General features: G+C 72.5%; 22 protein-coding genes and 1 riboswitch. Of the genes, 7 read left to right on the top strand and 15 right to left on the bottom strand.

Translation table 11 applies throughout. The annotated features are described in order from the left end of the window. Positions 1–74: 74 nt before the first annotated feature. Positions 75–1,310, bottom strand: a complete 1,236-nt coding sequence (locus tag ACN6LM_RS00320; RefSeq protein ID WP_445063204.1) for a sensor histidine kinase — start codon at positions 1,308–1,310, stop codon at positions 75–77. Positions 1,311–1,315: 5 nt separating this feature from the next. Further along, positions 1,316–1,969, bottom strand: coding sequence for a response regulator transcription factor (locus tag ACN6LM_RS00315; RefSeq protein WP_143617776.1), 654 nt, complete (start codon positions 1,967–1,969; stop codon positions 1,316–1,318). A 384-nt stretch (positions 1,970–2,353) separates the two neighbouring features. Between ACN6LM_RS00315 and ACN6LM_RS00310 the strand changes: the two genes are divergently transcribed. Continuing rightward, positions 2,354–2,530, top strand: coding sequence for a hypothetical protein (locus ACN6LM_RS00310; RefSeq protein ID WP_018105385.1), 177 nt, complete (start codon positions 2,354–2,356; stop codon positions 2,528–2,530). An 87-nt stretch (positions 2,531–2,617) separates the two neighbouring features. Here ACN6LM_RS00310 and ACN6LM_RS00305 read toward each other — a convergent pair whose 3' ends face one another. Then, on the bottom strand, positions 2,618–3,448 hold the full coding sequence (locus ACN6LM_RS00305) for an inositol monophosphatase family protein (protein ID WP_445063203.1): 831 nt from the start codon (positions 3,446–3,448) through the stop codon (positions 2,618–2,620). A gap of 70 nt (positions 3,449–3,518) precedes the next feature. Next, on the bottom strand, positions 3,519–4,646 hold the full coding sequence (locus ACN6LM_RS00300) for a ferrochelatase (protein WP_445063202.1): 1,128 nt from the start codon (positions 4,644–4,646) through the stop codon (positions 3,519–3,521). A 208-nt stretch (positions 4,647–4,854) separates the two neighbouring features. Between ACN6LM_RS00300 and ACN6LM_RS00295 the strand changes: the two genes are divergently transcribed. Continuing rightward, positions 4,855–6,177 (top strand): D-arabinono-1,4-lactone oxidase, encoded by a 1,323-nt coding sequence (locus ACN6LM_RS00295; protein ID WP_445063201.1) that lies wholly within the window; start codon positions 4,855–4,857, stop codon positions 6,175–6,177. A 7-nt stretch (positions 6,178–6,184) separates the two neighbouring features. Here ACN6LM_RS00295 and ACN6LM_RS00290 read toward each other — a convergent pair whose 3' ends face one another. Beyond that, positions 6,185–7,267, bottom strand: a complete 1,083-nt coding sequence (locus tag ACN6LM_RS00290) for a hypothetical protein (protein ID WP_445063200.1) — start codon at positions 7,265–7,267, stop codon at positions 6,185–6,187. A gap of 495 nt (positions 7,268–7,762) precedes the next feature. Here ACN6LM_RS00290 and sepH point away from each other — a divergent pair, with 495 nt between their 5' ends. Next, on the top strand, positions 7,763–8,821 hold the full coding sequence (sepH, locus tag ACN6LM_RS00285) for a septation protein SepH (protein ID WP_019521018.1): 1,059 nt from the start codon (positions 7,763–7,765) through the stop codon (positions 8,819–8,821). Between the two features lie 68 nt (positions 8,822–8,889). Here sepH and ACN6LM_RS00280 read toward each other — a convergent pair whose 3' ends face one another. Then, complete coding sequence (locus ACN6LM_RS00280) at positions 8,890–9,720, bottom strand: sulfurtransferase (protein ID WP_445063199.1); 831 nt, start codon at positions 9,718–9,720, stop codon at positions 8,890–8,892. A gap of 230 nt (positions 9,721–9,950) precedes the next feature. Between ACN6LM_RS00280 and ACN6LM_RS00275 the strand changes: the two genes are divergently transcribed. Then, the gene (locus tag ACN6LM_RS00275) at positions 9,951–10,727 is read left to right on the top strand and encodes a VOC family protein (RefSeq protein ID WP_445063198.1); all 777 of its coding nucleotides are present in this window, start codon (positions 9,951–9,953) and stop codon (positions 10,725–10,727) included. On the opposite strand, the gene ACN6LM_RS00270 is transcribed toward ACN6LM_RS00275, so the two are convergent. Further along, positions 10,699–11,145: a hypothetical protein gene (locus ACN6LM_RS00270; protein ID WP_445063197.1), complete on the bottom strand. Its 447-nt coding sequence runs from the start codon at positions 11,143–11,145 to the stop codon at positions 10,699–10,701. The genes ACN6LM_RS00275 and ACN6LM_RS00270 overlap by 29 nt on opposite strands. A gap of 100 nt (positions 11,146–11,245) precedes the next feature. Here ACN6LM_RS00270 and ACN6LM_RS00265 point away from each other — a divergent pair, with 100 nt between their 5' ends. Beyond that, positions 11,246–11,602 (top strand): MerR family transcriptional regulator, encoded by a 357-nt coding sequence (locus tag ACN6LM_RS00265; protein WP_445063196.1) that lies wholly within the window; start codon positions 11,246–11,248, stop codon positions 11,600–11,602. Positions 11,603–11,605: 3 nt separating this feature from the next. Here ACN6LM_RS00265 and ACN6LM_RS00260 read toward each other — a convergent pair whose 3' ends face one another. The 4 genes from ACN6LM_RS00260 to ACN6LM_RS00245 form a co-directional block, all read right to left on the bottom strand. Further along, on the bottom strand, positions 11,606–12,256 hold the full coding sequence (locus ACN6LM_RS00260) for a thymidine kinase (protein ID WP_445063195.1): 651 nt from the start codon (positions 12,254–12,256) through the stop codon (positions 11,606–11,608). Positions 12,257–12,307: 51 nt separating this feature from the next. After that, on the bottom strand, positions 12,308–13,498 hold the full coding sequence (locus tag ACN6LM_RS00255) for an alkaline phosphatase family protein (protein WP_445063194.1): 1,191 nt from the start codon (positions 13,496–13,498) through the stop codon (positions 12,308–12,310). Continuing rightward, positions 13,498–14,094 carry a DUF5998 family protein gene (locus tag ACN6LM_RS00250; protein ID WP_164401008.1) on the bottom strand — a complete coding sequence of 199 codons (597 nt, stop codon included), beginning with the start codon at positions 14,092–14,094 and terminating at the stop codon, positions 13,498–13,500. Before ACN6LM_RS00250 ends, ACN6LM_RS00255 begins: the two co-directional genes overlap by 1 nt. 88 nt (positions 14,095–14,182) lie before the next feature. Beyond that, positions 14,183–17,041, bottom strand: coding sequence for a bifunctional acetate--CoA ligase family protein/GNAT family N-acetyltransferase (locus ACN6LM_RS00245; RefSeq protein ID WP_445063193.1), 2,859 nt, complete (start codon positions 17,039–17,041; stop codon positions 14,183–14,185). 171 nt (positions 17,042–17,212) lie between these two features. On the opposite strand from ACN6LM_RS00245, the gene ACN6LM_RS00240 reads away from it, so the two are divergent. Then, positions 17,213–17,494 carry an HPr family phosphocarrier protein gene (locus tag ACN6LM_RS00240; protein ID WP_018105371.1) on the top strand — a complete coding sequence of 94 codons (282 nt, stop codon included), beginning with the start codon at positions 17,213–17,215 and terminating at the stop codon, positions 17,492–17,494. Between the two features lie 185 nt (positions 17,495–17,679). Here the strand turns inward: ACN6LM_RS00240 and ACN6LM_RS00235 are convergent, their stop codons facing one another. The 4 genes from ACN6LM_RS00235 to ACN6LM_RS00220 all read right to left on the bottom strand — a co-directional run bounded on the left by ACN6LM_RS00235 (position 17,680) and on the right by ACN6LM_RS00220 (position 22,600). Continuing rightward, positions 17,680–18,384 carry a GntR family transcriptional regulator gene (locus ACN6LM_RS00235; protein ID WP_445063192.1) on the bottom strand — a complete coding sequence of 235 codons (705 nt, stop codon included), beginning with the start codon at positions 18,382–18,384 and terminating at the stop codon, positions 17,680–17,682. A 209-nt stretch (positions 18,385–18,593) separates the two neighbouring features. Beyond that, positions 18,594–19,412, bottom strand: coding sequence for a M23 family metallopeptidase (locus tag ACN6LM_RS00230; RefSeq protein ID WP_445063191.1), 819 nt, complete (start codon positions 19,410–19,412; stop codon positions 18,594–18,596). A 13-nt stretch (positions 19,413–19,425) separates the two neighbouring features. Beyond that, positions 19,426–19,592, bottom strand: a riboswitch (cyclic di-AMP (ydaO/yuaA leader). Between the two features lie 228 nt (positions 19,593–19,820). Further along, complete coding sequence (locus ACN6LM_RS00225; RefSeq protein WP_445063358.1) at positions 19,821–21,203, bottom strand: M16 family metallopeptidase; 1,383 nt, start codon at positions 21,201–21,203, stop codon at positions 19,821–19,823. 26 nt (positions 21,204–21,229) lie between these two features. Further along, entirely contained in the window at positions 21,230–22,600 is a 1,371-nt protein-coding gene (locus ACN6LM_RS00220; RefSeq protein ID WP_445063190.1) for a M16 family metallopeptidase, read from the bottom strand. A 311-nt stretch (positions 22,601–22,911) separates the two neighbouring features. Here ACN6LM_RS00220 and ACN6LM_RS00215 point away from each other — a divergent pair, with 311 nt between their 5' ends. Next, entirely contained in the window at positions 22,912–25,362 is a 2,451-nt protein-coding gene (locus ACN6LM_RS00215; protein WP_445063189.1) for a DNA gyrase/topoisomerase IV subunit A, read from the top strand. The last annotated feature ends 17 nt before the right edge of the window (positions 25,363–25,379 follow it).

The raw sequence follows: 25,379 nt of genomic DNA, 5'->3' as shown, positions 1-25,379 counted from the left end.
TCGGGATCAGGTCCCGAAAATTCCGCTCAAAGCGAACAAAAAATAATCAGTACGCAAAGCGCCTCTCGCGCCCGTCAGACCGGCAGTGAGACGCGCATCACAAGACCACCGCCTTCGCGGGGCTCGGCGATGATACGGCCGCCGTGGGCCCGGGCGACGGACCGTGCGATCGACAGACCGAGCCCGACCCCCTTGTCGCTGCCCGTCCGCTCCGTACGCAGCCGTCTGAAGGGCTCGAAGAGGTTGTCGATCTCGTACGCGGGGACCACGGGGCCCGTGTTCGAGACGACGAGCACCGCCTGGCCGGGCAGCAGCGCCGTGGTCACCTCGACCCAGCCGCCCTCCGGGACGTTGTAGCGGACGGCGTTCTGCACGAGGTTCAGCGCGATGCGCTCCAGCAGGACGCCGTTGCCCTGGACGACGGCCTCGGCCAGCTCCTCGCGCATCTCGACGCCCTTGGCCTCGGCCTCGCCGCGCGCCTGGTCCACGGCGCGCGAGGCGACCTCGGCGAGGTCGACGGCTTTGCGCTCGACGATCTGGTTGTCGCTGCGGGCCAGCAGCAGCAGGCCCTCCACCAGCTGCTCGCTGCGCTCGTTGGTGGCCAGCAGCGTCTTGCCCAGTTGCTGGAGCTCGGGCGGGGCCTCCGGGTCGGAGAGGTGGACCTCCAGCAGCGTGCGGTTGATGGCGAGCGGCGTGCGCAGCTCGTGCGAGGCGTTGCCGACGAACCGCTGCTGCGCGGTGAAGGCCCGCTCCAGCCGGTCCAGCATGTCGTCGAAGGTGTCGGACAGCTCCTTGAGCTCGTCGTCGGGCCCGTCCAGCTCGATGCGCCGGGCCAGGTCCGTGCCGGCCACGGTCCGGGCGATGCGGGTGATCCGGCCCAGCGGCGAGAGCACCCTGCCGGCCATCCCGTAACCGAAGGCGAAGGCGATGATGCTGAGGCCCACCAGGGCCAGCAGCGACCGGTTGAGCAGCGTGTCCAGCGCCTGCTGGCGCTGGTGGTTGACGCAGGAGTTCATCGCCGCGTTGACCGCGCTCGGCGAGTTGCCCTCTTCCAGGAGGTTGCAGACGTCGCTGGAGACATGACCGTCGACGATCTTGAACGGGAGGTCGCTGCCCACGTGCAGGGCCTGGGCGGCGAGCATGTAGATGATCGACAGCAGCAGGATGCCCGCGATCAGGAACATGCCGCCGTACAGCAGCGTGAGCCGTATCCGGATGGTCGGGCGCAGCCACGGGTAGGGAGGCTCCTGCTGTTTGGGCTCCCAGGTGGGCTTGGGGGGCGCCGCCATGGGCGGCGGGACGGTGGGCACCGGCGTCAGATCCGGTAGCCGGAGCCGGGCACGGTGACGATCACCGGCGGCTCGCCGAGTTTGCGGCGCAGGGTCATGACGGTCACCCGGACGACATTGGTGAACGGGTCGGTGTTCTCGTCCCACGCCTTCTCCAGCAGCTGCTCCGCCGAGACGACGGCGCCCTCGCTGCGCATCAGGACCTCCAGGACGGCGAACTCCTTGGGCGCGAGCTGGACCTCCTGGCCGCCCCGGAACACCTCCCGGCGGTTGGGGTCCAGCTTGATGCCGGCCCGTTCGAGGACGGGCGGCAGGGCGACGGTCGTACGCCGGCCGAGGGCCCGCACCCGGGCGGTCAGCTCACTGAACGCGAAGGGCTTGGGCAGATAGTCGTCGGCGCCCAGCTCCAGGCCCTCCACCCGGTCGCTGACGTCCCCGGACGCGGTGAGCATGAGCACCCGGGTCGGCATGCCGAGCTCCACGATCCGGCGGCAGACGTCGTCGCCGTGGACCAGGGGCAGGTCGCGGTCGAGCACGACCACGTCGTAGTCGTTGACCTCGATACGCTCCACGGCCGCGGCCCCGTCGTACACGACATCGACGGCCATGGCCTCACGGCGCAATCCGGTGGCCACCGCATCGGCGAGCAGCTGCTCGTCCTCCACGACGAGTACGCGCACGGCGCTTCCTTCCCTAGAACTTCGCAAGCGGACTGCACTACGGGGCTCAGGGGCGTCCGCGACGGCGCGGCCGCCCGCGCCGCGGGCACGGCCCCGGCGCACTTGTGCGGCTCCATCCTGCCCGTAACCCGCATAAACCGGCGGTAAGACGTCCCGCCCCCACCTGCGGCTTCGAGGAAGCAACGGGATTTACCGGCCAGTTGAGGTTTCTCTGAGCTTCGGGCGGGGGAGTACGCATTCACACCCGCGATCACGTCTTCCCATGTGGCGTTGTCACAGGCCCCTCCGTCCCCCGGAGAGTGCGTGATCACCCGCCCTACCGCCTCGGCGGAGGGAAACCCGGGCACACCCCCGTGCCACCGACCCACGATGAGGGGGCGCTTCATGGACGCTTTCACCGCAGGTCTGCTGCAACGCATCAAGACGACCGAGGACGACCTCACGAAGGCCCGCGAGACGGGCGACGACTTCCTCGCGGACGTCGAGCAGAGCGAGCTGGACGACCTCCGTCGTCTCGCCGCCGAGCACGGTGTGCGGATCAGTACGACGACGAACGCCTGACCGTCGCTATGGGCCAAGGGCCCCGCAGCCGCTCCACAGCGGCCGCGGGGCCCTTCCGGCGTCCCCGGACGCCCGGCGACGCCCCGGTCAGTCGTGCCAGGCGCCCAGCCCGTCCAGGAGGGCCTGGAGCGGTTCGAAGACGCCGGGGGACGCCGCGACGGTCAGGTCCCCGTCGGCCGGGCGGCCCGGGCGGCCGCCGGTGAGGGCGCCCGCCTCCCGGGCGATGACGTCCCCCGCGGCCAGGTCCCAGGGGTGCAGCCCGCGCTCGAAGTAGCCGTCGAGCCGTCCGGCGGCCACGTCGCAGAGGTCGATCGCCGCGGAGCCGCCGCGCCGGATGTCCCGGACCTGCGGGATGAGGTCGTACGCCACCTCGGCCTGGTGGGCCCGGACCTCGGCGACGTAGTTGAAGCCGGTGGCCACCAGCGCCTCGGAGAGCGGGGCGGTGGGCCGGCATCGCAGCCGGACGGGTTCGTCGCCGTACAGGCCTCCGGTGACGAAGGCACCGTGGCCGCGGCGCGCGAAGTACGTCTCGCCGCGCATCGGCACCTCCACCGCGCCGGCGACCCGCTCGCCGTCCACCTCGACGCCGATGGAGACGGCCCAGGACGGGAGCCCGTAGAGGTAGTTCACCGTGCCGTCGAGCGGATCGATCACCCAGCGCACTCCGGTGCTGCCCTCGGCGGTCGTGCCGCCCTCCTCGCCGAGGTAGCCGTCCAGGGGGCGGCGCTCGATCAGGAACTCGGTGATCAGCTTCTCGGCGGCGATGTCCATCTCCGTGACGACGTCGACCGGGCTGGACTTGGTCGCGGCCACGCCCAGCCCCGCCGGACGCCCGTCGCGCAGCAGCCGGCCGGCGAGTCGCGCCGCTTCCAGGGCGAGGTCGAGCAGGACGTCCGATGAGTGGTCGGTCTCGGTCACGGCGCTCCCTTGAGGAGGTTGAGGGCGGTCGGGAGGGGTGGGACAGGGGCGGGCGGGGAAGCGCGAAGGCTCACGCGTAGGGGCTGTCGGCCCCCGCGGCGGCGGGCTTGGGCGCCCTGGCCGGGCAGCAGCCCACCGGGCAGAGGTCGTGGCTCGCGCCCAGCGTCCCGAGGGCGCACCGCTGCGGCTCCCGGCCCTGCTCGGCGGCGGCCCGCTCCAGGACGAGCTCGCGCACGGCGGCGGCGAACCGGGGGTCGGCGCCGACCGTCGCGGAGCGGCGTACCGGCAGGCCCAGCTCGGCGGCCTTTGCGGTGGCCTCGGTGTCGAGGTCGTACAGGACCTCCATGTGGTCCGAGACGAAGCCGATGGGCGCCATCACGACGGCGGGGACCCCGTCGCCGTGGAGCGCGTCCAGGTGGTCGCAGATGTCGGGCTCCAGCCACGGGATGTGCGGCGCGCCGCTGCGCGACTGGTAGACGAGCCGCCACGGGTGGGCCGTGCCGGTCCGCTCGCGCACCGCGTCCACGATCAGCCGGGCCACCTCCAGGTGCTCGGCGACGTACGCGCCGCCGTCCCCGTGCGCCTCCACGGGCCCCGAGGCGTCGGCCGCCGAGAGCGGGATGGAGTGCGTGGTGAAGGCCAGGTGCGCACCGGGGCGCACGTCGTCGGGCAGGTCCGCCAGCGAGGCGAGGACGCCCTCCACCATGGGCTCCACGAAGCCGGGGTGGTTGAAGTAGTGCCGGAGTTTGTCCACGCGCGGGACGGGAAGCCCCTCCGCCTCCAGGGCGGCCAGCGCGTCGGCGAGGTTCTCGCGGTACTGCCGGCAGCCGGAGTACGAGGCGTAGGCGCTGGTCGCCAGGACGGCGATGCGGCGGTGGCCGTCGGCGACCATCTCGCGCAGGGTGTCGGTGAGGTATGGGGCCCAGTTGCGGTTGCCCCAGTAGACCGGCAGGTCCAGCCCGTGCTCGGAGAAGTCCTTGCGCAGCGCGTCGAGCAGCGCTCTGTTCTGGGCGTTGATCGGGCTGACGCCCCCGAACAGGAAGTAGTGCTTGCCGACCTCCTTGAGCCGTTCCTCGGGGATGCCCCGGCCGCGGGTCACGTTCGCCAGGAACGGGACCACGTCGTCCGGGCCTTCGGGACCGCCGAAGGAGAGCAGGAGCAGGGCGTCGTAGGGGGCGGGATCGCGCAGATCGGACATGCCGTCGATCCTGCCACCCGCACCGGGGCGGGGGCGCACCGACGTCCGGAGCGGGCGCTTCCGGCCTCCGCACGGGGTGGCGGGAGGGGTGGATGAATATGCGGGACCCGTGAGTATGATCCCCCTCCAACCGGCCGGTAACCCGTGGTCACCGTCCGGGGGAAGCGCCGGCTGGGTGGGCCGGTTCCTAGGGAAGGGCGCGGGGAAGATGACCGAGACCTACGCACGGACGGCGACGAGCCCATGGCGCAACTGGGCGGGGACCGTCACCGCCCGGCCGGCCCGGACCGTGTCCCCCGCCTCCGTGGACGAGCTGGCCGAGGCGCTGCGCAGGGCGTCGGAGGACGGGCTGCGGGTGAAGCCGGTGGGCACCGGGCACTCGTTCACCGCGACCGCGGCCACCGACGGGCTGCTGATCCGGCCCGATCTGCTGACCGGAATCCGCGAGATCGACCGCAAGGCGATGACGGTGACGGTCGAGGCGGGCACTCCGCTGAAGCGCCTCAATACCGCGCTGGCCCGCGAGGGCCTCTCGCTCACCAACATGGGCGACATCATGGAACAGACGGTCGCCGGAGCCACCTCCACCGGAACGCACGGCACCGGTCGTGACTCGGCGTCCATATCCGCGCAGATACGCGCCCTGGAGATGGTCACCGCGGACGGCACGGTGCTCACCTGTTCGGAGACCGAGAACGCGGACGTCTTCGCGGTGGCACGGATCGGGCTCGGAGCCCTGGGCGTCATCACCGCGATCACCTTCGCCGTGGAGCCGGTCTTCTTGCTGACCGCCCGTGAGGAGCCGATGAGCTTCGATCAGGTGACGGCCCAGTTCGATCAGCTCGTGACCGAGAACGAACACTTCGAGTTCTACTGGTTCCCGCACACCGGGAACTGCAACACCAAGCGCAACAACCGCAGCGCGGGCCCCGCCGCCCCGCCCGGCAAGGTGAGCGGCTGGATCGAGGACGAGCTGCTGTCCAACGGCGTCTTCCAGGTCGCCTGCGCGCTCGGCCGGGCCGTGCCCGCCACGATCCCCTCGATCGCCAGGATCTCCAGCCGGGCCCTGTCGGCGCGTACGTACACCGACATCCCGTACAAGGTGTTCACCAGCCCGCGCCGGGTGCGGTTCGTGGAGATGGAGTACGCGCTGCCGCGTGAGGCCGCCGTCGAGGCGCTGCGCGAGGTCCGGGCGATGGTGGACCGTTCGCCGCTGCGGATCAGCTTCCCGGTGGAGGTGCGCACCGCGCCCGCCGACGACATCGCGCTCTCCACGGCGTCGGGCCGGGAGAGCGCGTACATCGCCGTCCATCTGTACCGGGGGACGCCCTATCAGGCGTACTTCACGGCGGTGGAGCGGATCATGACCGCGCACGGCGGCCGCCCGCACTGGGGCAAGATCAACACCAGGGACGCCGCGTACCTCTCCGGGGTGTATCCGCGTTTCGGTGAATTCACGGCCGTACGGGACCGGCTGGACCCGGACCGGTTGTTCGGCAACGACTACCTGCGCCGGGTCCTGGGCGACTGACCCGGGCTCACTCCCCCGCTCCGGTGCCCTCGGGCGCCGGGGCGCCGTCGGTGGCCGCCGGGTCCGGCGTCGTGCTCTCACCGCCGTCCGTGGCGCTCGGGGTGGGAGTGGGCGTGGGCTCGACGCCGCCCGCCGGGGCCGAGGGGGTCGGCGAGGGCGTCGCCCCTTCGGTGGGAGCGCCGCTCCGGTCCGGCTGCGGGGCGGTGCCCTCGTCGTCCTGGCCGCCGGTGCCGGGCGTCGCGGTGCCGTTCCCGTCCTGCCGGCCGGGGTTCGTCCCGCCCTGGCCGGGGTCACCGGTTTCGGCGGGCTCGGGCGTGGACGGCCCGCTGTCGTGCCCGCCGCGTACGACGGAGCCCACGGTCGTCCCGTGCCCGCCGCTCAGGTCGTCGCCGGAGATCAGTTCGTACGTCGTGATGCCGGCCATCGAGACCGCGAACACCACGGCCGCGCCGATGGCCGACCGTTTCCAGCCACGCAGCCGGGTGCCGTGCGTGGTCGCCTCGGAGAACTCCTCGTCCGGCCCGGCACCTGCGGCGGAACCGCGCAGCACGGTCGTCGCGCCGGGCTCCACGCGGCGCAGCACGGTGGTCGCGTCCGGCTCGGCGCGGCGCAGGAGCGTCGTCTCGTCCGGCTGCGGGCCGACCCGGCGCAGGAGCGTCGTCTCGTCCGGCTGCGGGCCGACCCGGCGCAGGAACGTCGTCTCGTCCGGCTGCGGGCCGACCCGGCGCAGCACCGTCGTGGCGTCGTCCACCGCTCCCAGCAGGGCGGTCTCCTGCGGCAGGGGCGCCGCCGGGTGCCGCGCACCGGTCTCGCGGGTGTGGACGGTCACCTCGCGGTCCGGGTGCTTCACCTGGACCGTCACCTCGCGGATCTGCTCCCCCGTACGACGGAAGAAGTGCTGGAAGACCGAGCCGCCGCAGGTCGCCACGACGCTCATCACTCCGGCGCCCGCGATGGTTCCGTACACACCGAGCTGGGAAGCCGCCACGGCCGCCGCCACCGCGGCGACCGCACTGCCCGCCACCTGGGGCAGGCTCAGATCGATCCGCCTCTCCTTGGGTTCTATGCCACTTTCCGGCTTCTGCACCATTTCCAGCCCTTGATTGACATCTCTCCCACCATGCACCAACTAGGGACACGTGAGCGAAGCCGAAAGTTCCGGTTGCGTGGATTGTGTGAAGCACGACACGGATCATGAGCGGGAGGCGTCGGGAGGGGTAGGCAAGCTCCCGCACCTGACGAGAACTTCGACGGCGCGGCGGTCCACCCACATGGCCCGAATGGAGTACTGTGGCGAGCCCTGGGGCCGGACACCCTCGCGGGCGTCCGGGACCTTCGGGAGGGGGCCGAAGGAGGCACTCGATCCGGCGGCGCACGGCATCGCACGGCGGCCAGCTACACGGAGTGACCATCGGTCACTTTGCGTTGCGCAAGGGCTACCGTGGCATACCGGCGAACAAGGGCTCACGCCCGACACGCCGGGCAACACGGCAATGTTGTGGCAGGCTGCACCCGGGCAGGCCACACTCGACTAGCGGAAGCAGCGACGCACGTGACGTCGGCAGGCACCACCCGGGAGGTCCCCATGCCCGAACTGCGTGTCGTGGCCGTCTCCAACGACGGCACACGACTGGTGCTCAAGGCTGCGGACAGCACGGAGTACACGCTTCCGATCGACGAGCGGCTGCGAGCCGCCGTGCGCAACGACCGCGCCCGGCTCGGCCAGATCGAGATCGAGGTGGAGAGCCACCTCCGCCCGCGCGACATCCAGGCACGGATACGAGCCGGCGCCTCCGCCGAGGAGGTCGCCCAGTTCGCCGGGATCCCCGTCGACCGTGTCCGCCGCTTCGAGGGCCCCGTGCTCGCGGAGCGCGCCTTCATGGCCGAGCGGGCCCGGAAGACTCCCGTGCGCCGTCCCGGCGAGAACACCGGACCCCAGCTCGGCGAGGCGGTGCAGGAGCGCCTGCTGCTGCGCGGCGCCGACAAGGAGACCGTCCAGTGGGACTCCTGGCGCCGCGACGACGGCACCTGGGAGGTCCTCCTCGTCTACCGGGTCGCGGGTGAGCCGCACTCGGCGAGCTGGACCTACGACCCGCCGCGCCGACTGGTCCAGGCCGTCGACGACGAGGCCCGTTCGCTGATCGGCGAGACGGACGAGGTCGCGGCGCCCGAGCCCAGCTTCCCGTTCGTGCCCCGCATCGCCCGGCTGCCGCGCGACCGGCCGCTGGACCGCGCGCTGGACCGGCAGATCGAGCGTCCGGCCCCGCCGCCTCCCCCGGAGCCGGAGGAGCGGATCGCCGGGGTGACCGCGAGCGAGCGGGACTCCCTCACCAGCCTGCTGGAGGCGGTGCCCAGCTTCCGCGGCGACATGGTCGTACCGGAACGGCCCGCGCCGCCGGAGCCCCCCGCGATCGAGCCGGCGGAGCGGGAGCCGGAGGCCGAGGAGCCGCCGGCCGCGTCGGCCGGAGCGGGCTCCGCGTACGCGGACGTCCTGATGCCGCGCGCGGTGGCCGGTCACCGCGACCGGCTGACCGGGACGACGGACCGGCAGGCCGAGGCGGACGGGGTCCGGCCCGGGCGCCGGGCCGCGGTGCCCAGCTGGGACGAGATCGTCTTCGGTACCCGCCGCAAGAAGCAGGACTAGAAGGCATGACCGGGGCCGGTACGCGAGCGCGTACCGGCCCCGCGTCGTCCTCGCGCGACGGCGTGCCGTTACCGGGGGTCGGGTCCGATGGCGACCGGGCGCGACTCGTCGGCGGACCAGTGCGACCAGGAACCCGCGTAGAGGGCGGCCCGGTGCCCGGCGAGCTCCAGCGCCAGCACCTGCTGGGCCCCGGAGACGCCCGAGCCGCAGTAGACGCCGACCTCCGCGGTCTCGCCGCCGACGCCCAGCCCGGCGAACCGGGCGGCCAGGCGCTCGGGGCTCAGGAAGCGCCCGTCCGCGTCCACGTTCTCGCCGGTCGGCGCGGAGACCGCGCCGGGGATGTGACCGCCGACCCGGTCGATGGGCTCCACATCGCCCCGGTAGCGCTCGGCCGCCCGTGCGTCGAGCAGGACACCCGAGCGGGCCAGGGCCGCGGCGCCGTCCGCGTCGAGCAGCGGCAGCGCTCCCGGCGCGGGCACGAAGTCGCCCTCGGCCGAGTCCGGGGTCTCCTTCGACAGCTCCCCGGTCCAGGCCGCGAGACCGCCGTCCAGCACCCGTACACCCGAATGCCCCGCCCAGCGCAGCAGCCACCAGGCGCGGGCCGCCGCCCAGCCCTGACCGCCGTCGTAGACGACCACCGGGCCGTCCTGGCGGACCCCGGCGCGGCGCATCGCGGCGCCGAACCCCTCCGGGTCGGGCAGCGGGTGACGGCCGCCGTCGCCGGCCGGACCGGCGAGCTCCGTATCGAGGTCCACGAAGACCGCGCCGGGGATGTGCCCCGCCTCGTAGTCGGGCCGGCCGGGCGGGCCGCCCAGCTGCCAACGTACGTCCAGGAGCACCGGCGGACGCGGCCCCGCCAGCTCGCTCGCGCATTCGAATGCGGAGATGATGGGCTTCATGCGTCCCATCCTCGCGCAGACGCCCGGCCACACGTAACAACAGCCAAGCGGCTGTACCGGGACAAACCGGTACGCCCGGGGCGAGATCCAGGAAAAGACGGCGCGGCCGGAGCGCATCCCGCGCCCGGTGGTGCAAGCATCTGCACGGGGCGCACACGAGTCGCACCGCACCACGGCGCGCCGACCCCGATTTCCCGTACGGCCACCACGATGGTCCGAGGAGAGTGACGATGACCGAGGCTGCCGCTCGGCGTACACCCGGAACACCTTGCTGGGTGAGCCTGATCGTGCACGGCCTGCGCACGACCCAGAACTTCTACGCCGAGCTGTTCGGCTGGGAGTTCGGCCCCGGCCCCGAGCAGCTCGGCCCGTACGTACGGGCGCTCCTGGACGGGAAGGAGGTCGCCGGCATCGGGCAGCTGCCGCCGGACCGGCACCTCCCGATCGCCTGGACCACCTATCTGGCCACCGACGACGCCGATCAGACGGCGGAGACCATCCGGGCCTGCGGCGGCACGGTCGGCGTCGGACCGCTCGACGCCGGCGACGCGGGCCGCATGGCCATCGCCTCCGATCCGGGCGGGGCCGTCTTCGGGATCTGGCAGGCTGCGGCGCACGTCGGCACCACGCTGGCCGGGGCGCCCGGCACCCCGGTCTGGAACGAGCTGGTGACCCGGGAGACGTCGACGGTCGCCAAGTTCTACCAGGCGGTCTTCGGCTACGAGAGCAAGGCGGTCGTCTCGGCGGACTTCGACTACCAGACCCTGCACATCCAGGGGCGCCCGGTGGCCTCGCTGCACGGAGTCGGCCACGCCCTGCTGCGTGACCGGGGGCCGCACTGGATGACGTACTTCGAGGTGGCCGACACGGACGAGGCCGCGCAGCAGGTGGCGGAGCTCGGCGGGCAGGTCCTGAGCCCGCCGAAGGAGGGCCCGAGCGGCAGGGTCGCGACGGTCGCGGACCCGGAGGGCGCGGTCTTCACGATCCAGCGCTCGGTGCCGCGCTGACGGTGCCGCGAACGAGCCGCCAGGGCGCGAGCTGGACGACGCCGAACGCCACTTCGGCCACCAGGAACAGCCACAGCCAGGACGGGGCTCCGTGCGCGAGCGCGTACGCCTGCCACAGGGCGAACAGCGTGCGCGCGGCGCCGTCGTACAGACCGTGCGCCGGCAGCGGCCGGAGGAGGCGCAGGAGCGCCCAGACGACCACCACCGAACCCATGAGGTTGGCGTAGAGGGTTTGTATCGGATCGAGGGCGGGCAGAGCGCCCGCCCCGATCGCCTCCCCGAACCGGGACAGTGCGCTGTGCAGCAGCCTGTACGTCCACGGCGTGGCGAACCCCGCGGTGACGACGAGGTCGTACCACGCGCTCGCGCGTACGAAACGCGGATAGACGGGGTGGGAGGGCGTGACGGTTCGGAACAAAGCGGGGCTCCTGACGGCTTCCTTCACGGACGCCCCCGACCGTAAACACTGGAGTACTGTCCAGGGTCAAGTCCGCGGACCCAGGGGGTGGGAGACGACCGTGCGTATCGGGGAGCTGGCCGCGCAGACGGGACTGAGCAGGGACACCATCCGCTTCTACGAGCGGACCGGGCTGATCTCCGGGCAGCGGCTGCCCAACGGCTACCGCGACTTCCCGCCCGAGACGGTGCCCTGGCTCGCCTACGTCCGCACCGCCCAGGCGCTCGGCTTCTCACTGGCCGAGATCGCGCGCACGGGCGAGGAGCTGCGCGAGGCACCGGACAGCGCGCAGGCCCTGTCCGCACTGTTCGAGGAGAAGGTCGCGGTGATCGACGCGCACATGGCCCGGCTCACCGCGCTACGGGCCGACCTCACCGCCCGCGCCGGCTCGGGCTGCCCGCTGCGGGCGGCGGGCTGAGCGTCAGGCGGAGCTCACCGGCAGGACGTCCGGGGAGAGTGCGCCCGCCTGCGCGGAGGCCGCGGTGGCACGGCGGCGGTGGTGCCGGCGGCACAGGACCTCGTAACCGACCTCGCCCGCCGCGCGGTTCACATCGCCGACAACGACCTGCGCGCCCTCCACGACCATCTCCCCGCCCACGGTGCGGGCGTTGTGCGTGGCGCGGGCGCCGCACCAGCAGAGGGCTTCGACCTGCAGCTGTTCTATGCGGTCCGCCAGCTCGACGAGGCGCTGGGAGCCGGGGAAGAGACGGGTGCGGAAGTCCGTCGTGATACCGAAGGCGAAGACGTTCATCTCCAGGTCGTCCACGACCCGCGCCAGCTGGTCGATCTGGGCCGGGGCCAGGAACTGCGCCTCGTCCACGATCACGTAGTCGACCCGGCCGCCCTTGGACAGCTGGGCGACGAGATACGCGTACAGGTCCATGCCCTCGTCGGCCTCGACGGCCTCCGTGACCAGACCGAGCCGGGACGAGAGCTTCCCCTCCCCCGCCCGGTCGTCCCGGGTGAAGATCACGCCCTGCAAACCCCTCGCCGAGCGGTTGTGACCGATCTGGAGGGCCAGGGTGCTCTTTCCGCAGTCCATCGTTCCGGAGAAGAACACAAGCTCGGGCATGGCGGGTCGAGCACCTTTCGGGACGGGGAGACGGGAGGGGGGAGGAACGGGCTACGAGCGTACTTCGAGGAGCGGGACGAACTGCTCGACGGGGGTCATGGAGCCGTGCACGCCGACCATGGCCGACTCGTTCGGCTCGTTGCGCGAGGCGGTGATCACCACGTCGTCGTGGGCGGCGGCGACCACGTCACCGATCCTGCCGTGCACCCGCTCGTCGATCGTGGGGCCGAACCAGCCGGCGGCGACGGCCTCGTCCCGGCTCGCCACCCAGAACTGCTCGCCCAGCACCTCGCGCCAGACGGCCAGCACGTCGGAAGCCGCGCCCGGGACGGCGTAGACATGCCGCGCCCGGCCCTCGCCGCCGAGCAGCGCGACGCCGGCGCTCAGCTCCCAGTCCTCGTCGAAGTCGATCCGGGACTGCTCGTCGAAGGGGATGTCGATCATGCCGTGGTCGGCGGTGATGTAGAGCGCCGAGCGGGGCGGGAGCTGCTCGGCCAGGCGCCGGGCCAGCCCGTCGACGTACATCAGCTGTCCGCGCCAGGCGTCGGAGTCGGTGCCGAAGCGGTGGCCCTTGCCGTCGACCTCGCTGTAGTACGTGTAGACGAGCGAGCGGTCGCCGGCGGCCAGCCGCTCGGCGGCGGTGTCCATCCGCTCCTCGCCGCTGAGCCGGCCGAGGAAGGAGCCGCCGCTGAGCGCGACCTTGGTCAGCGGGGTCTGTTCGAAGGCCGGGGCGGAGACCTGGGCGGTGCGCACCCCGGCCGCGTCGGCGAGCTGGAAGAGGGTGGGGTGGGGCTGCCACGCCTTCGGCGGGGTCCACGGGTTCCAGCGGAGCTGGTTCATCAGCTCGCCGGTCTCGGGGTTACGGACCGTGTAACCGGGAAGACCGTGCTCGCCGGGGGGCAGGCCGGTGCCGACGGAGGCCAGCGAGGTCGCCGTGGTGGCCGGGAAGCCCGCCGTGATCGGGCGGCCGGTGCCGCCGCGCGAGGTCGGCAGCAGCGAGTGCAGGAAGGGCGCCTCGTCGGGGTGGGCCTTGATCTGCTCCCAGCCCAGGCCGTCGATCAGGAAGACGCAGTTCCGGTCGGCGGGGGTGAGTTCGCCGATGGCCGCGTCGAAGCCGGGCACTTCCTGGCCTGCGAGGAGGGTCGGCAGCAGGTCGGCGAGCGAGCCGCTGCCGTACTCCGGGACGGGCGCGGATTCGACGGACAGCGGGACGAAGTCGTCCTGCCAGGCCGGCTGGGCCATCAGCGGCCGGCCGCGGCGGTGGCGGCCGTGGCCTCGGAGAGCGCTTGGGCGAAGGCGAGGGTCTGGCGCACGGTGTCCGGGCCGTCGCCGGCCTCGCTGACCCGCAGGCTCAGGTCGTCGGCGGTGGTGCTGCCGGTGTAGCCGTGGTCGGCCTCGCAGTTGGGGTCACCGCAGGCGGCCGGCTCCAGGTCGATCCGGGATACCGCGCCCCAGCCGATGGTCAGGACGACCTCGCGGGGCAGCGTGCCCGGAACGTACTTCTCCGGGTTGGCCACGACGCGGCTGACCACGACCGAGGAGATCCGGTCCAGCTTGACCGACTCGGTCGAGGTGGTGGCGTACGGCGACGGGGAGCTGGTGTCCGCGTTCTGCTCGTCGGTGTGGCTGACGATGAAGCGGGTGTCCGTGAGCACCAGCACGGTGACGTGCCGGCGCACCTCGTTGGAGTCGAAGGTCGTCTCCTGGTGCACCAGGTACGAAGCGACCGGCTCACCGCCCACGGCGGCCTCCACCGCCTCGGCCACGAGGGCCGGGTAGTAGCCGCTGCGCTCGATCGCCGCGCGCAGCCCCTGGGTCGTCGTACCGGTCTTAGCCATGGGAACCATCCTACGGGGGTCGGATGGCTGCCGGGGACGGTGCGGGAGCCCCGCCTCCGGCCGGTCCAGGGGGACGCGAGCGGGGCGGTCAGTAGTTGGACAGGCGGCGCGGGCCGAGGTCGTTCCGGGCCGGGGGCGGCGAGAGCCGGACGCTCGCTCCGAGCACCGAGAGGCCCTGCGGGGCGACCACGACCGGCTCCAGGGCGATGGAGACCACCTCGGGGTGGTCGTCGACCAGCCGGGAGACCCGCAGCAGCAGTTCCTCGAGCGCGGCGGTGTCCACCGGTGCCGCTCCGCGCCAGCCGAACAGGACGGGGGCGGCGCGGATGGACCTGATCAGCTCGGCGGCGTCGCGGTCGGTGGCAGGCACCAGACGGTGGCCGGTGTCGCCGAGCAGTTCGGAGGGCGCCCCGGCGAGACCGAAGGAGAGCACGGCGCCCGCGGCCGGGTCGATGGTGGCCCGTACGACGGTGTCGACGCCGCGCGGCGCCATGGCCTGGACGACGGGCCGCAGCTCCGCCGGCTTGCCGAGCAGTTCGGTGAGGTCGCCGTACGCGCGGCGCAGGGCCGCCTCGCTGTCGAGGTCCAGGCGTACGCCCCCGAGGTCGGCCCGGTGGCGCAGGTGGGGGGCGGTCGTCTTCAGGGCCACCGGGTAGCCGAGCCGGGCGGCGGCGGCCACCGCCTCCTCCGGGCCGGGGGCGGCCAGCGTGGGGCGGACGGCGATGCCGTAGCAGGCGAGCAGTTCGCGGGCCTCGTCGTGGCCGAGTGGCCGGCCGCGCGGGTCGGGGTCCTCGCCGAGCAGGGCGTCGATGCGGGCCGCGGCGCCCTGGGGGTCGATGGTGTCGTCGAGGAAGTCGGGCACCTTCCCGGGCACGGCTGCCTGGCGCCGCCACTGCGCGTACCGGACGGCCTCGGCGAGCGCCCGGACGGCGCGCTCGGCGGCGGGGTAGGCGGGGATGCGGCCGACGTGGCGCGCCTCTTCGGGGTTGTCGGTGCCGGGCGCCGGCGCGGGCGGCTCCGTGGGGGCACCCTGCGCCGCCGCGAACGGCTGGGTGGCCGGGCGTTGCTGGGCCACCGTGCTGGTGGCCGCGGACAGCGCCTCCGCCAGGCCGCCGATCTCGACGTGGACCACGGCGACCGGCTTGGCCGGTCCGGCGGCGGCCGCCGCGTGCAGGGCGGTGGCCAGGACCTCGCCGTCGCCCGACTCCGCCTCGCCGTCTTCGCCGACCCAGGGGATCGCCGTCACGATCACGGCGTCGCACGCCCCGTCGGCCAGCGCCGCCGACAGCGCGTCCCGGAAGTCCTGCGGGGTGGCGGACGTGGTGAGGTCGATGGGCGGGCGCGGGCGGAGCCCCTCGGCCAGGCAGACGTCGTAGGTGAGCAGCCCCAGGGACTCCGAGTTGCCGAGGATGGCGACGCGCCCGCCCGCCGGGAGCGGCTGGTCGGCGAGGAGCAGCCCGGCGTCGACCATCTCGGTGACCGTGTCGACGCGGATGACGCCCGCCTGCCGCATCAGCGCGGAGACCGTGGAGTCGGGGATGCGGCTGACGGGGACGGCGTGACCGGGCGGGGTGGAGCCGCTGTGCCGGGCGCCCTTGACCACGACCACCGGTTTCACGGCGGCGGTACGACGGGCGAGCCGGGTGAACTTGCGGGGGTTGCCCAGCGACTCCAGGTAGAGCAGGGCGACATCGGTGCCCGGGTCCTCGTACCAGTACTGGAGGAAGTCGTTGCCGGAGATGTCGGCCCGGTTGCCGGCCGAGATGAAGGTGGAGAGGCCGGCGCCGCGCCGGTAGAGCCCGGAGAGCAGGGCGATGCCGATGGCCCCGGACTGGGTGAACAGGCCGATGCGTCCGGAGGCGGGCCGGTCCGGCGCGAGCGAGGCGTTGAGCCGGACCGCCTCGGAGTTGTTGATGACGCCGAAGGCGTTGGGCCCGATGATCCGCATCCCGTACGCACGGGCCTGGCGCACCAGTTCCCGCTGGCGCTCGCGGCCCTCGGCGCCCCACTCGGCGTAGCCGGCGGAGAGGACCACCAGGCCCTGGACGCCGTGTTCGCCGCAGTCCGCGACGGCCTCCGGCACCCGGTCGGCGGGCACGGCGACCACCGCGAGGTCGACCGGCTCGCCGATCTCGGCCAGGGAACGGTGCGCGGGGACCCCGTCGATGGTGTCCTGGCCGGCGGAGAAGGCGCTGTTCACCGCGTGGACGCGGCCGGTGAAGCCCGCGCCGAGCAGGTTGCGCAGGACGGTGCGGCCGACGCCGCCGGGGGTGCGGCCGACACCGATGACGGCGACGGAGCCGGGGGCGAGCAGTCGCTGCACGGACTTGGCCTCGGCGCGCTGTTCGCGGGCGCGCTGGACGGCGAGGGATTCGGCGGTCGGTTCGAGGTCCAGGGTGAGGTGGACGGAGCCGTCCTCGAAGCTGCGCTGCTGGGTGTAGCCGGCGTCCCGGAACACCTTGATCATCTTGGTGTTCGCGGGCAGCACTTCCGCGGCGAAGCGCCGGATACCCCGCTCGCGGGCGACGGCCGCGATGTGTTCGAGCAGGGTCGAGGCCACGCCCCGGCCCTGGTGGGCGTCCTGGACGAGGAAGGCGACCTCGGCCTCATCGGCGGGGGCCGAGGCGGGGCGGCCGGTCGCGTCGATCCGGTCGTAACGGACGGTGGCGATGAACTCGCCGCCCACCGTGACGGCCAGGCCCACCCTGTCGACGTAGTCGTGATGGGTGAAGCGGTGGACGTCCTTGGCGGAGAGCCGGGGGTAGGGCGCGAAGAAGCGGTAGTACTTCGACTCGTCGGAAACCTGCTCGTAGAAGCTGACCAGCCGCTCGGCGTCGTCCGTGGTGATCGGCCTGATCCGCGCGGTGCCGCCGTCGCGGAGCACCACGTCCGCCTCCCAGTGATCGGGGTAGGCGTGATGCGGACTCTGCTCCGGAGAGGGCTGCATGGGGAAAGCCTACGGCTGTCGCACGGGTCGCGGGGGTGCCGGGGCCGGGGCAGTCTGAGGTCTCCGGACGACGGTGGAAGCGGCGCCCGGGGGCCCGCGGGTCTGCCCGGAGCATCGCGCACCACATGAGACACTGGTCTAGACAACCGTTGATTCTTGAAGGGCAGAACCATGGCTGAGCGCCGCGTAAACGTCGGTTGGGCCGAGGGCCTGCACGCCCGCCCCGCTTCCATCTTCGTCCGTGCCGCCACGGCCTCCGGCGTTCCCGTCACCATCGCCAAGGCGGACGGCAACCCGGTGAACGCGGCCTCCATGCTCGCGGTGCTCGGTCTCGGCGCCCAGGGCGGCGAGGAGATCGTGCTCGCGTCCGACGCGGACAACGCCGAGGCCGCGCTGGACCGCCTGGCGAAGCTGGTCGCCGAGGGCCTCGAGGAGCTTCCGGAGACCGTCTGAGCCCGAGCGGCCGACACTGTCGGAATTCTTACGGGAAAGCCGCGGCCCCCCGCATGGGGCGCCGCGGCTTTTACGTGCGCGGGGCGAAGTCATGGCAGCCCGGAAAGAAGAAAGCGGGCGGCCACGCCTCCCGGCTTTTGCACGCGTTTCTACGCGCGCCTTTCTTTGTTTGTACGCGCCCTTTGTTAATTCCGGCCGCTCGCGGTGTGTACGGCAGGTTGCGAAGCCCTCACACGGCCGGCCCGGGGCACGGTCGCGGGGCCGGCGACGCGGCGGAGCCGATGCGCGGCGCCATGGCGTTCGGCGAGCTGCGCGGCCAGCGCCCGCGCCCGCTCGGCGTCCCGGCGCGCCACGGCGTCCACGAGGGCCCCGTGTTCGGCCCAGGCTTCGGCCGGGCGGGCCGGCTGGTCGACCGCGTACATCCAGGCGATCTTGTGGCGGAGCTGGGTGAGCAGGGCGATGAGGCCAGGGCTGCCGGATGCCTGGGCCAGCGTCTCGTGGAACCAGGCGGCCAGGGAGCGCAGGTCCTCACCCTCGCCCCGGCGGGCCCGCTCCTGACCGAGTCTGACCAGGCCGCGCAATACCTTGAGGTGGGCCTCCGTCCGGCGCTGGGCCGCGCGGGCGGCGCTCAGCGGTTCCAGCAGCATGCGGACTTCCAGCAGGTCGGCGGCCTCCTGTTCCGAGGGCTCGGCGACGCAGGCTCCGGCGTGTCTGCGGGTGACGACGAAACCCTCCGACTCCAGGGTGCGCAGCGCTTCCCGTACCGGGACGCGGGAGACCCCGTAACGCCGTGCGAGCACCTCCTCGGTGAGCCGGCTGCCTCGTTCGAAGACACCGGAGACGATGTCGTCACGGATTGCCGTGCATACCGAATGCGCCGGAACACGCATGTCCGAACCTCCGCCTCAATCCCCGCGAACAGCGGCCGATCGACACCTCTGGCGCGACTCTATTGCAATGCGCTCGCATTTCCGATGCCGGGCGGGAATTCATGAATATCTTTTGGCCGCGGCGGAGCGGCGGGAGGCGCACGGGGAGGTGCGGACACGGCGAAGGCCCCGGCGGGATGCCGGGGCCTTCGGTGTGGAGCCCGAGTCCGTCAGACGCTGACGCCGTGGGCGCGCAGATAGGCGACCGGGTCCATGTCGGAACCGTAGGAGGGCGTGGTCCGGGCCTCGAAGTGGAGGTGCGGGCCGGTGGAGTTGCCGGTCGAGCCGGAGAGCCCGATCTGCCGGCCGGCCGCGACGCTCTGGCCGACGGAGACGCCGATCGAGGAGAGGTGGCCGTACTGGGTGTACGTGCCGTCCGTCATCCGCAGCACGATGTTGTTTCCGTACGCCCCGCCCCAGCCGGCCTCCACGACCGTGCCGGCGCCGACGGCGACGACCGGGCTGCCGGACGCGGCGTGGAAGTCGATGCCGGAGTGGCTGCCGGACGACCAGAGCGAGCCGCTGGACTTGTAGCCGGTGGTCACGTACGAGCCGGCTACGGGCAGCCGGTAGGACGAGCCCAGCGCGGTGCGGGCGGAGGAGCGGCCGGCGCGGGCGGACGCCTCGCGGGCGGCCTTGGCCTTCGCCTTGGCCGCTGCCTTGGCCTTGGCAGCCTTCTCGGCGGCCTTCTTCTCGGCCGCCGCCTTCGCCTTGGCCGCCGCCTTCTTCTCGGCGGCCTCGGCCTGGTGCTGCTGTGCCTCGGCCTGGGCGTCGATCCGGTCGGCGAGGGTGTTCTCGATGGCGAGGAGCTGGGAGAGGCCGGTCTCGGTGGCGGCGGGGGCCGTACCGGCGTCGGCGGCGAGGGCCGGGGAGGCCAGGGAGCCGATGACACCGCCGGCGGCCAGCGTCGCGACGCCGACGGCCTTGGCGCCGGCACGCGTCAGGCGGCTCGGGGCACGGTGCTTCCCGGTGGCACGGGTGAACGCCATGGGGTGGCTGGTCCTTTCCTTCCTTCTCGCCTACCGGGTTAGCTGACGGGTTCGGAGCAGGAAGGTCTCCTACGGACGCCTCGCCCCTGACGGAGCGCGGGCATCCGATTCACCCCAGGGACTGCGTGGGTCCCCGGCTCCCCAGGCTCGCGCCTGACGGGGACTCGGCGATGGCTGCCCGGTACGTCACGGATGGGCGTACGAGTGGCGGACAGCGGACCCGACGCTAAGCGGACGGACTTCCCACCACCAAACGGACAAGGGGTTTTGTAGCGCATCCCACAGGGCGAGCCGGCCCCGTGGCGAGCGAAGGCGCACAGGGGCCGGAAGGTGCCCGGACGCGCAGAGGGCTCCGGCGCGTCCCCGCGCCGAAGCCCTCCTTCCCCGCCCAGCGGGCTGACCGACAGATCAGCCGGTGACGACCGACACCTCTCCGATGCCGAGCGCCCTGACCGGTTCCTCGATGCGCGAGGCGTCGCCGACCAGAACCGTGACCAGCCGGTCCACCGGGAAGGCGCTGACCACGGCCGCGGTCGCCTCCACCGTGCCGGTCTCGGCGAGACGGGCGTACAGCGTCGCCTGGTAGTCGTCCGGGAGGTGCTGCTCCACCTGGTCGGCGAGGGTGCCCGCGACGGAGGCCGCCGTCTCGAACTTCAGGGGCGCGACGCCCACGAGATTCTGCACGGCCGTCTCGCGCTCGGCGTCCGTCAGCCCCTCGGCGGCCAGCGTCCGCAGCACCTTCCAGAGGTCGTCCAGCGCCGGGCCGGTGGACTCGGTGTCCACGGAACCGCTGATGGCGAGCATCGCGGCGCCCGTCGCCCCCGAGGCGGAGTCGGCTGCGCCGGAGCGGAGCACCTGGGCGAAGGCCCGCACGCCGTAGGTGTACCCCTTCTCCTCGCGCAGCACCCGGTCGAGCCGGGAGGTCAGCGTGCCGCCCAGGCAGTAGGTACCGAGAACCTGGGCGGGCCACACGCTGTCGTGGCGGTCGGCGCCGATGCGCCCGATCAGCAACTGCGTCTGCACCGCGCCGGGACGGTCCACGATGATCACCCGGCCGGTGTCGTCGGCCGTGATCGGCGGGACGGGGCGGGGCTCGGAGGCGTCCCCGGACCAGTCGCCGATGGTCTCGGCGAGCAGCGCGTCCAGGTCGATGCCCGTGAGGTCGCCGACGACCACGGCGGTGGCGGTGGACGGACGGATGTGCGCGTCGTAGAAGGCGCGCACCGCGGCGGCGTCGATCCGCTCGATGGTCTTCTCGGTGCCCAGGCGCGGACGCGACATGCGGGCCGTGGCCGGGAAAAGCTCCTTGGAGAGCTGCTTGGCCGCGCGGCGGGCCGGGTTGGCGTGCTCGTGCGGGATCTCGTCCAGCCGGTTGCGCACCAGGCGCTCGATCTCGCTGTCGGCGAAGGCCGGCGCCCGCAGCGCCTCGGCGACGAGGCCGAGCGCCTTGGCCAGTCGGGAGGCCGGGACCTCCAGGGAGACCCGGACGCCGGGGTGGTCGGCATGGGCGTCGAGGGTGGCGCCGCACCGCTCCAGCTCGGCGGCGAACTCCTCGGCGCTCTGCTTGTCGGTGCCCTCGGACAGGGCGCGCGACATGATCGTGGCCACGCCGTCCAGACCCTCGGGCTCGGCGTCCAGGGGGGCGGCGAGGAAGATTTCCACGGCGACCACCTGCTGGCCGGGGCGGTGGCAGCGCAGGACGGTGAGGCCGTTGGGCAGGGAGCCCCGCTCGGGCGCGGGGAAGGCCCAGGGGCGGGCCACGCCGGGGGCGGGCTGCGGGTGGAACTCCATCGAAACTTCAGTCGCGGCAGCGTCGGTCACTGGTCCGCCCCTTCGTGCGCGTCGGTGTCGGTGGCGGCGTCGGCCTCTTCGGCGGCCTCGGCGGGCTCGACCGGTTCGTAGACCAGGACCGCCCGGTTGTCGGGCCGCAGCTGCGCCTGAGCGGCGGCCTTGACCTCCTCGGCGGTGACATCGAGGACCCGGTTCACGGCGGACAGCGCGAGCTGCGGGTCGCCGAACAGCACGGCGTAGCGGCACAGTTCGTCGGCGCGTCCCGCGACCGTGCCGAGGCGGTCCAGCCACTCGCGCTCCAACTGGGCCTGGGCGCGCTCCATCTCCTCCGCCGTGGGGCCCTCCTCGGCGAACCGGGCCAGCTCCTCGTCGACCGCGGTCTCGATCTCCGCCACCTCGACGCCGCCGGACGTCTTGACGTCCAGCCAGCCCAGGGAGGGCGCGCCGGCGAGCCGGAGCAGCCCGAACCCGGCGGCCACGGCCGTACGGTCGCGCCGGACCAGGCGGTTGTGCAGCCGGGACGACTCGCCGCCGCCGAGCACGGTCAGGGCGAGGTCCGCGGCGTCGCACTCGCGGGTGCCGTCGTGGGGCAGCCGGTACGCGGCCATCAGGGCGCGCGCCGGCACCTCCTCGCGTACCTCCTCGCGCATCTGGGCGCCCATGATCGTGGGCAGCGAGCCGTCGCGCGGCGGCTGCTTGCCGTCGTGGGAGGGGATGGAGCCGAAGTACTTCTCGATCCAGGCGAGGGTCTGCTCGGGGTCGATGTCGCCGACGACCGACAGCACCGCGTTGTTCGGCGCGTAGTACGTACGGAAGAAGGCGCGGGCGTCCTCCAGGGTCGCCGCGTCCAGGTCGGCCATGGAGCCGATCGGGGTGTGGTGGTAGGGGTGACCCTCGGGGTAGGCCAGCGCGGTCAGCCGCTCGAACGCGGTGCCGTACGGGACGTTGTCGTAGCGCTGGCGGCGCTCGTTCTTGACGACGTCGCGCTGGTTCTCCATGGACTCCTCGTCGAGCGCGGCGAGCAGCGAGCCCATCCGGTCGGCCTCGAGCCACAGGGCCAGCTCCAGCTGGTGCGTGGGCATCGTCTCGAAGTAGTTGGTCCGCTCGAAACTGGTCGTGCCGTTGAGCGAGCCGCCGGCGCCCTGCACCAGCTCGAAGTGTCCGTTCCCCTTGACCTGGCCGGAGCCCTGGAACATCAGGTGCTCGAAGAGGTGGGCCAGTCCCGTACGGCCCTTGACCTCGTGGCGGGAGCCGACGTCGTACCAGAGGCACACCGCCGCGACCGGGGTCAGATGGTCCTCGGAGAGCACCACGCGCAGGCCGTTGGCCAGACGGTGCTCGGTCGCTGTCAAGCCGCCGGAGCCGGCCTGGGCTGTGGCCGTGTGACCCATGGGCATGTACGTCCCTTCGATCGCGCTACTGGATGTCCATCGGAAGAAGCCCCTGCGGGAGGCCGCTTCGAAAGGTTGCTTCAAGACACCCGCCACTGTATGCAAGCGAACCGGCACCTGCCGAAGTTCCCGTCCTGCGGAGGTTCACTCGAAATTCGCCGGAAGGGGGTCTTCCACTGCCTCGGGAGGCCCGGTGCGGGGCCTTTGGGACGGGTCGAGGTCGGGGTTGTCAGTGGCGCGGTCCACAATGGAGCGCGTCAGAACCTGAGGGAACCTGAGGTTGCCCGCTCGAAATCCGTGAAGGAGTCGCAGCAGCGATGGCCCGCCGCAGCACGAAGACCCCGCCGCCGGTCGACTTCGAGGAGAAGATCCTCGACATCGACGTCGTCGACGAAATGCAGGGCTCCTTCCTCGAGTACGCGTACTCGGTGATCTACTCACGGGCCCTTCCGGACGCCCGTGACGGCATGAAGCCGGTGCACCGCCGCATCGTGTACCAGATGAACGAGATGGGCCTGCGCCCGGACCGCGGCTTCGTGAAGTGCGCCCGGGTCGTCGGCGAGGTCATGGGCAAGCTGCACCCGCACGGCGACGCGTCGATCTACGACGCGCTGGTGCGCATGGCCCAGCCGTTCTCCATGCGCCTCCCGCTCGTCGACGGTCACGGGAACTTCGGCTCCCTGGGCAACGACGACCCGCCTGCCGCCATGCGGTACACCGAGTGCCGGATGGCCGACGCGACCTCGCTGATGACGGAGTCGATCGACGAGGAGACGGTCGCCTTCCAGTCGAACTACGACGGCCAGGAGCAGGAGCCGGTCGTCCTCCCGGCGGCCTACCCCAACCTGCTGGTCAACGGCACGACCGGGATCGCGGTCGGCATGGCGACCAACATGCCCCCGCACAACCTGGGCGAGGTCATCGCCGCGGCCCGGCACCTGATCAAGCATCCGGGCGCGGACCTGGAGACGCTGATGCGGTTCGTCCCCGGTCCCGACCTGCCGACGGGCGGGCGGATCGTGGGCCTCGGCGGCATCAAGGACGCCTACGCCAACGGCCGCGGTTCGTTCAAGATCCGTGCCACGGTCGCCGTGGAGAACGTCACGCCGCGCCGCAAGGGCCTCGTCGTCACCGAACTGCCCTTCACCGTCGGCCCCGAGAAGGTCATCTCCAAGATCAAGGACCTGGTCTCGGCGAAGAAGCTCCAGGGCATCGCGGACGTCAAGGACCTCACGGACCGCTCGCACGGACTGCGTCTGGTCATCGAGATCAAGAACGGGTTCGTGCCGGAGGCGGTGCTGGAGCAGCTCTACAAGCTGACGCCGATGGAGGAGTCCTTCGGTATCAACAACGTGGCGCTGGTCGACGGCCAGCCGCTCACGCTGGGGCTGAAGGAACTGCTGGAGGTCTACCTCGACCACCGCTTCGACGTGGTGCGCCGGCGCAGTGAGTTCCGCCGGACCAAGCGCCGCAACCGGCTGCATCTGGTCGAGGGTCTGCTCGTCGCGCTGGTCGACATCGACGAGGTCATCCGCCTCATCCGGTCCAGCGACAACTCGGCGCAGGCGAAGGAGCGGCTCATGGAGCGCTTCTCGCTGAGCGAGATCCAGACGCAGTACATCCTGGACACGCCGCTGCGCCGGCTGACCCGGTTCGACCGGATCGAGCTGGAGAGCGAGCGGGACCGGCTGGACGCCGAGATCGCCGAGCTGACGACGATCCTGGAATCGGACGCGGAACTGCGCAAGCTGGTGTCCGCGGAACTGGCCGCGGTCGCGAAGAAGTTCGGCACGGCCCGGCGTACGGTGCTGCTGGAGTCGGCCGGTTCGCAGGTCGCGTCGGTGCCGCTGGAGGTGGCGGACGACCCGTGCCGGGTGCTGCTGTCCTCGACGGGCCTGCTGGCGCGTACGGCCAACGACGAGCCGATCGTCGTCCCGGAGGGCGCCAAGCGGTCCAAGCACGACGTGATCGTCTCGGCGGTGGCGGCGACGGCTCGCGGTGATGTCGGGGTGGTGACGTCCGCCGGGCGGCTGCTGCGTCTCCCGGTGATCGATCTCCCCCAGCTGCCGGACACGCACGCGGCGCCCAATCTGTCGGGCGGAGCGATGGTCGGCGAGTTCCTCACGCTGGGGTCCGACGAGGAGGTCGTCTGCCTCACCACGCTCGACGAGTCGTCACCGGGTCTCGCCATCGGCACGCTGCAGGGCGTGGTCAAACGCGTGGTGCCGGACTACCCGGCCAACAAGGACGAACTGGAGGTCATCGCCCTGAAGGACGGTGACCGGATCGTCGGCGCGATGGAGCTGCGGACGGGGGAGGAGGACCTGGTCTTCATCACGTCGGACGCCCAGCTCCTGCGGTACCCGGCCGCGCAGGTGCGCCCGCAGGGGCGGCCGGCCGGCGGCATGGCGGGCGTCAAGCTGGGAGCCGGGGCGCAGGTGCTCTCGTTCGCGGCGGTGGACCCGGCGGTGGACGCCGCGGTGTTCACGGTCGCCGGTTCGCACGGCACGTTGGACGACTCGGTCCTGACCTGCAAGCTCACCCCGTTCGACCAGTACCCGCGCAAGGGCCGGGCGACCGGTGGGGTGCGCTGCCAGAGGTTCCTGAAGGGCGAGGACGTGCTGGTGTTCGCCTGGACGGGCGCGCTGCCGGCCAGGGCGGCTCAGAAGAACGGTGCCCCGGCCTCGCTGCCCGAGCCCGACCCGCGGCGCGACGGTTCCGGGACTCCGCTGGAGAGCCCGATCGCGGTGATCGCCGGCCCGGCGTAGGCCGTCCGGCCCTGCGG

The organism is Streptomyces sp. SAS_281 (assembly GCF_052542855.1).
Note: the sequence above shows the minus strand (reverse complement) of the source record. Positions and strands in the feature narration are given on the sequence as shown.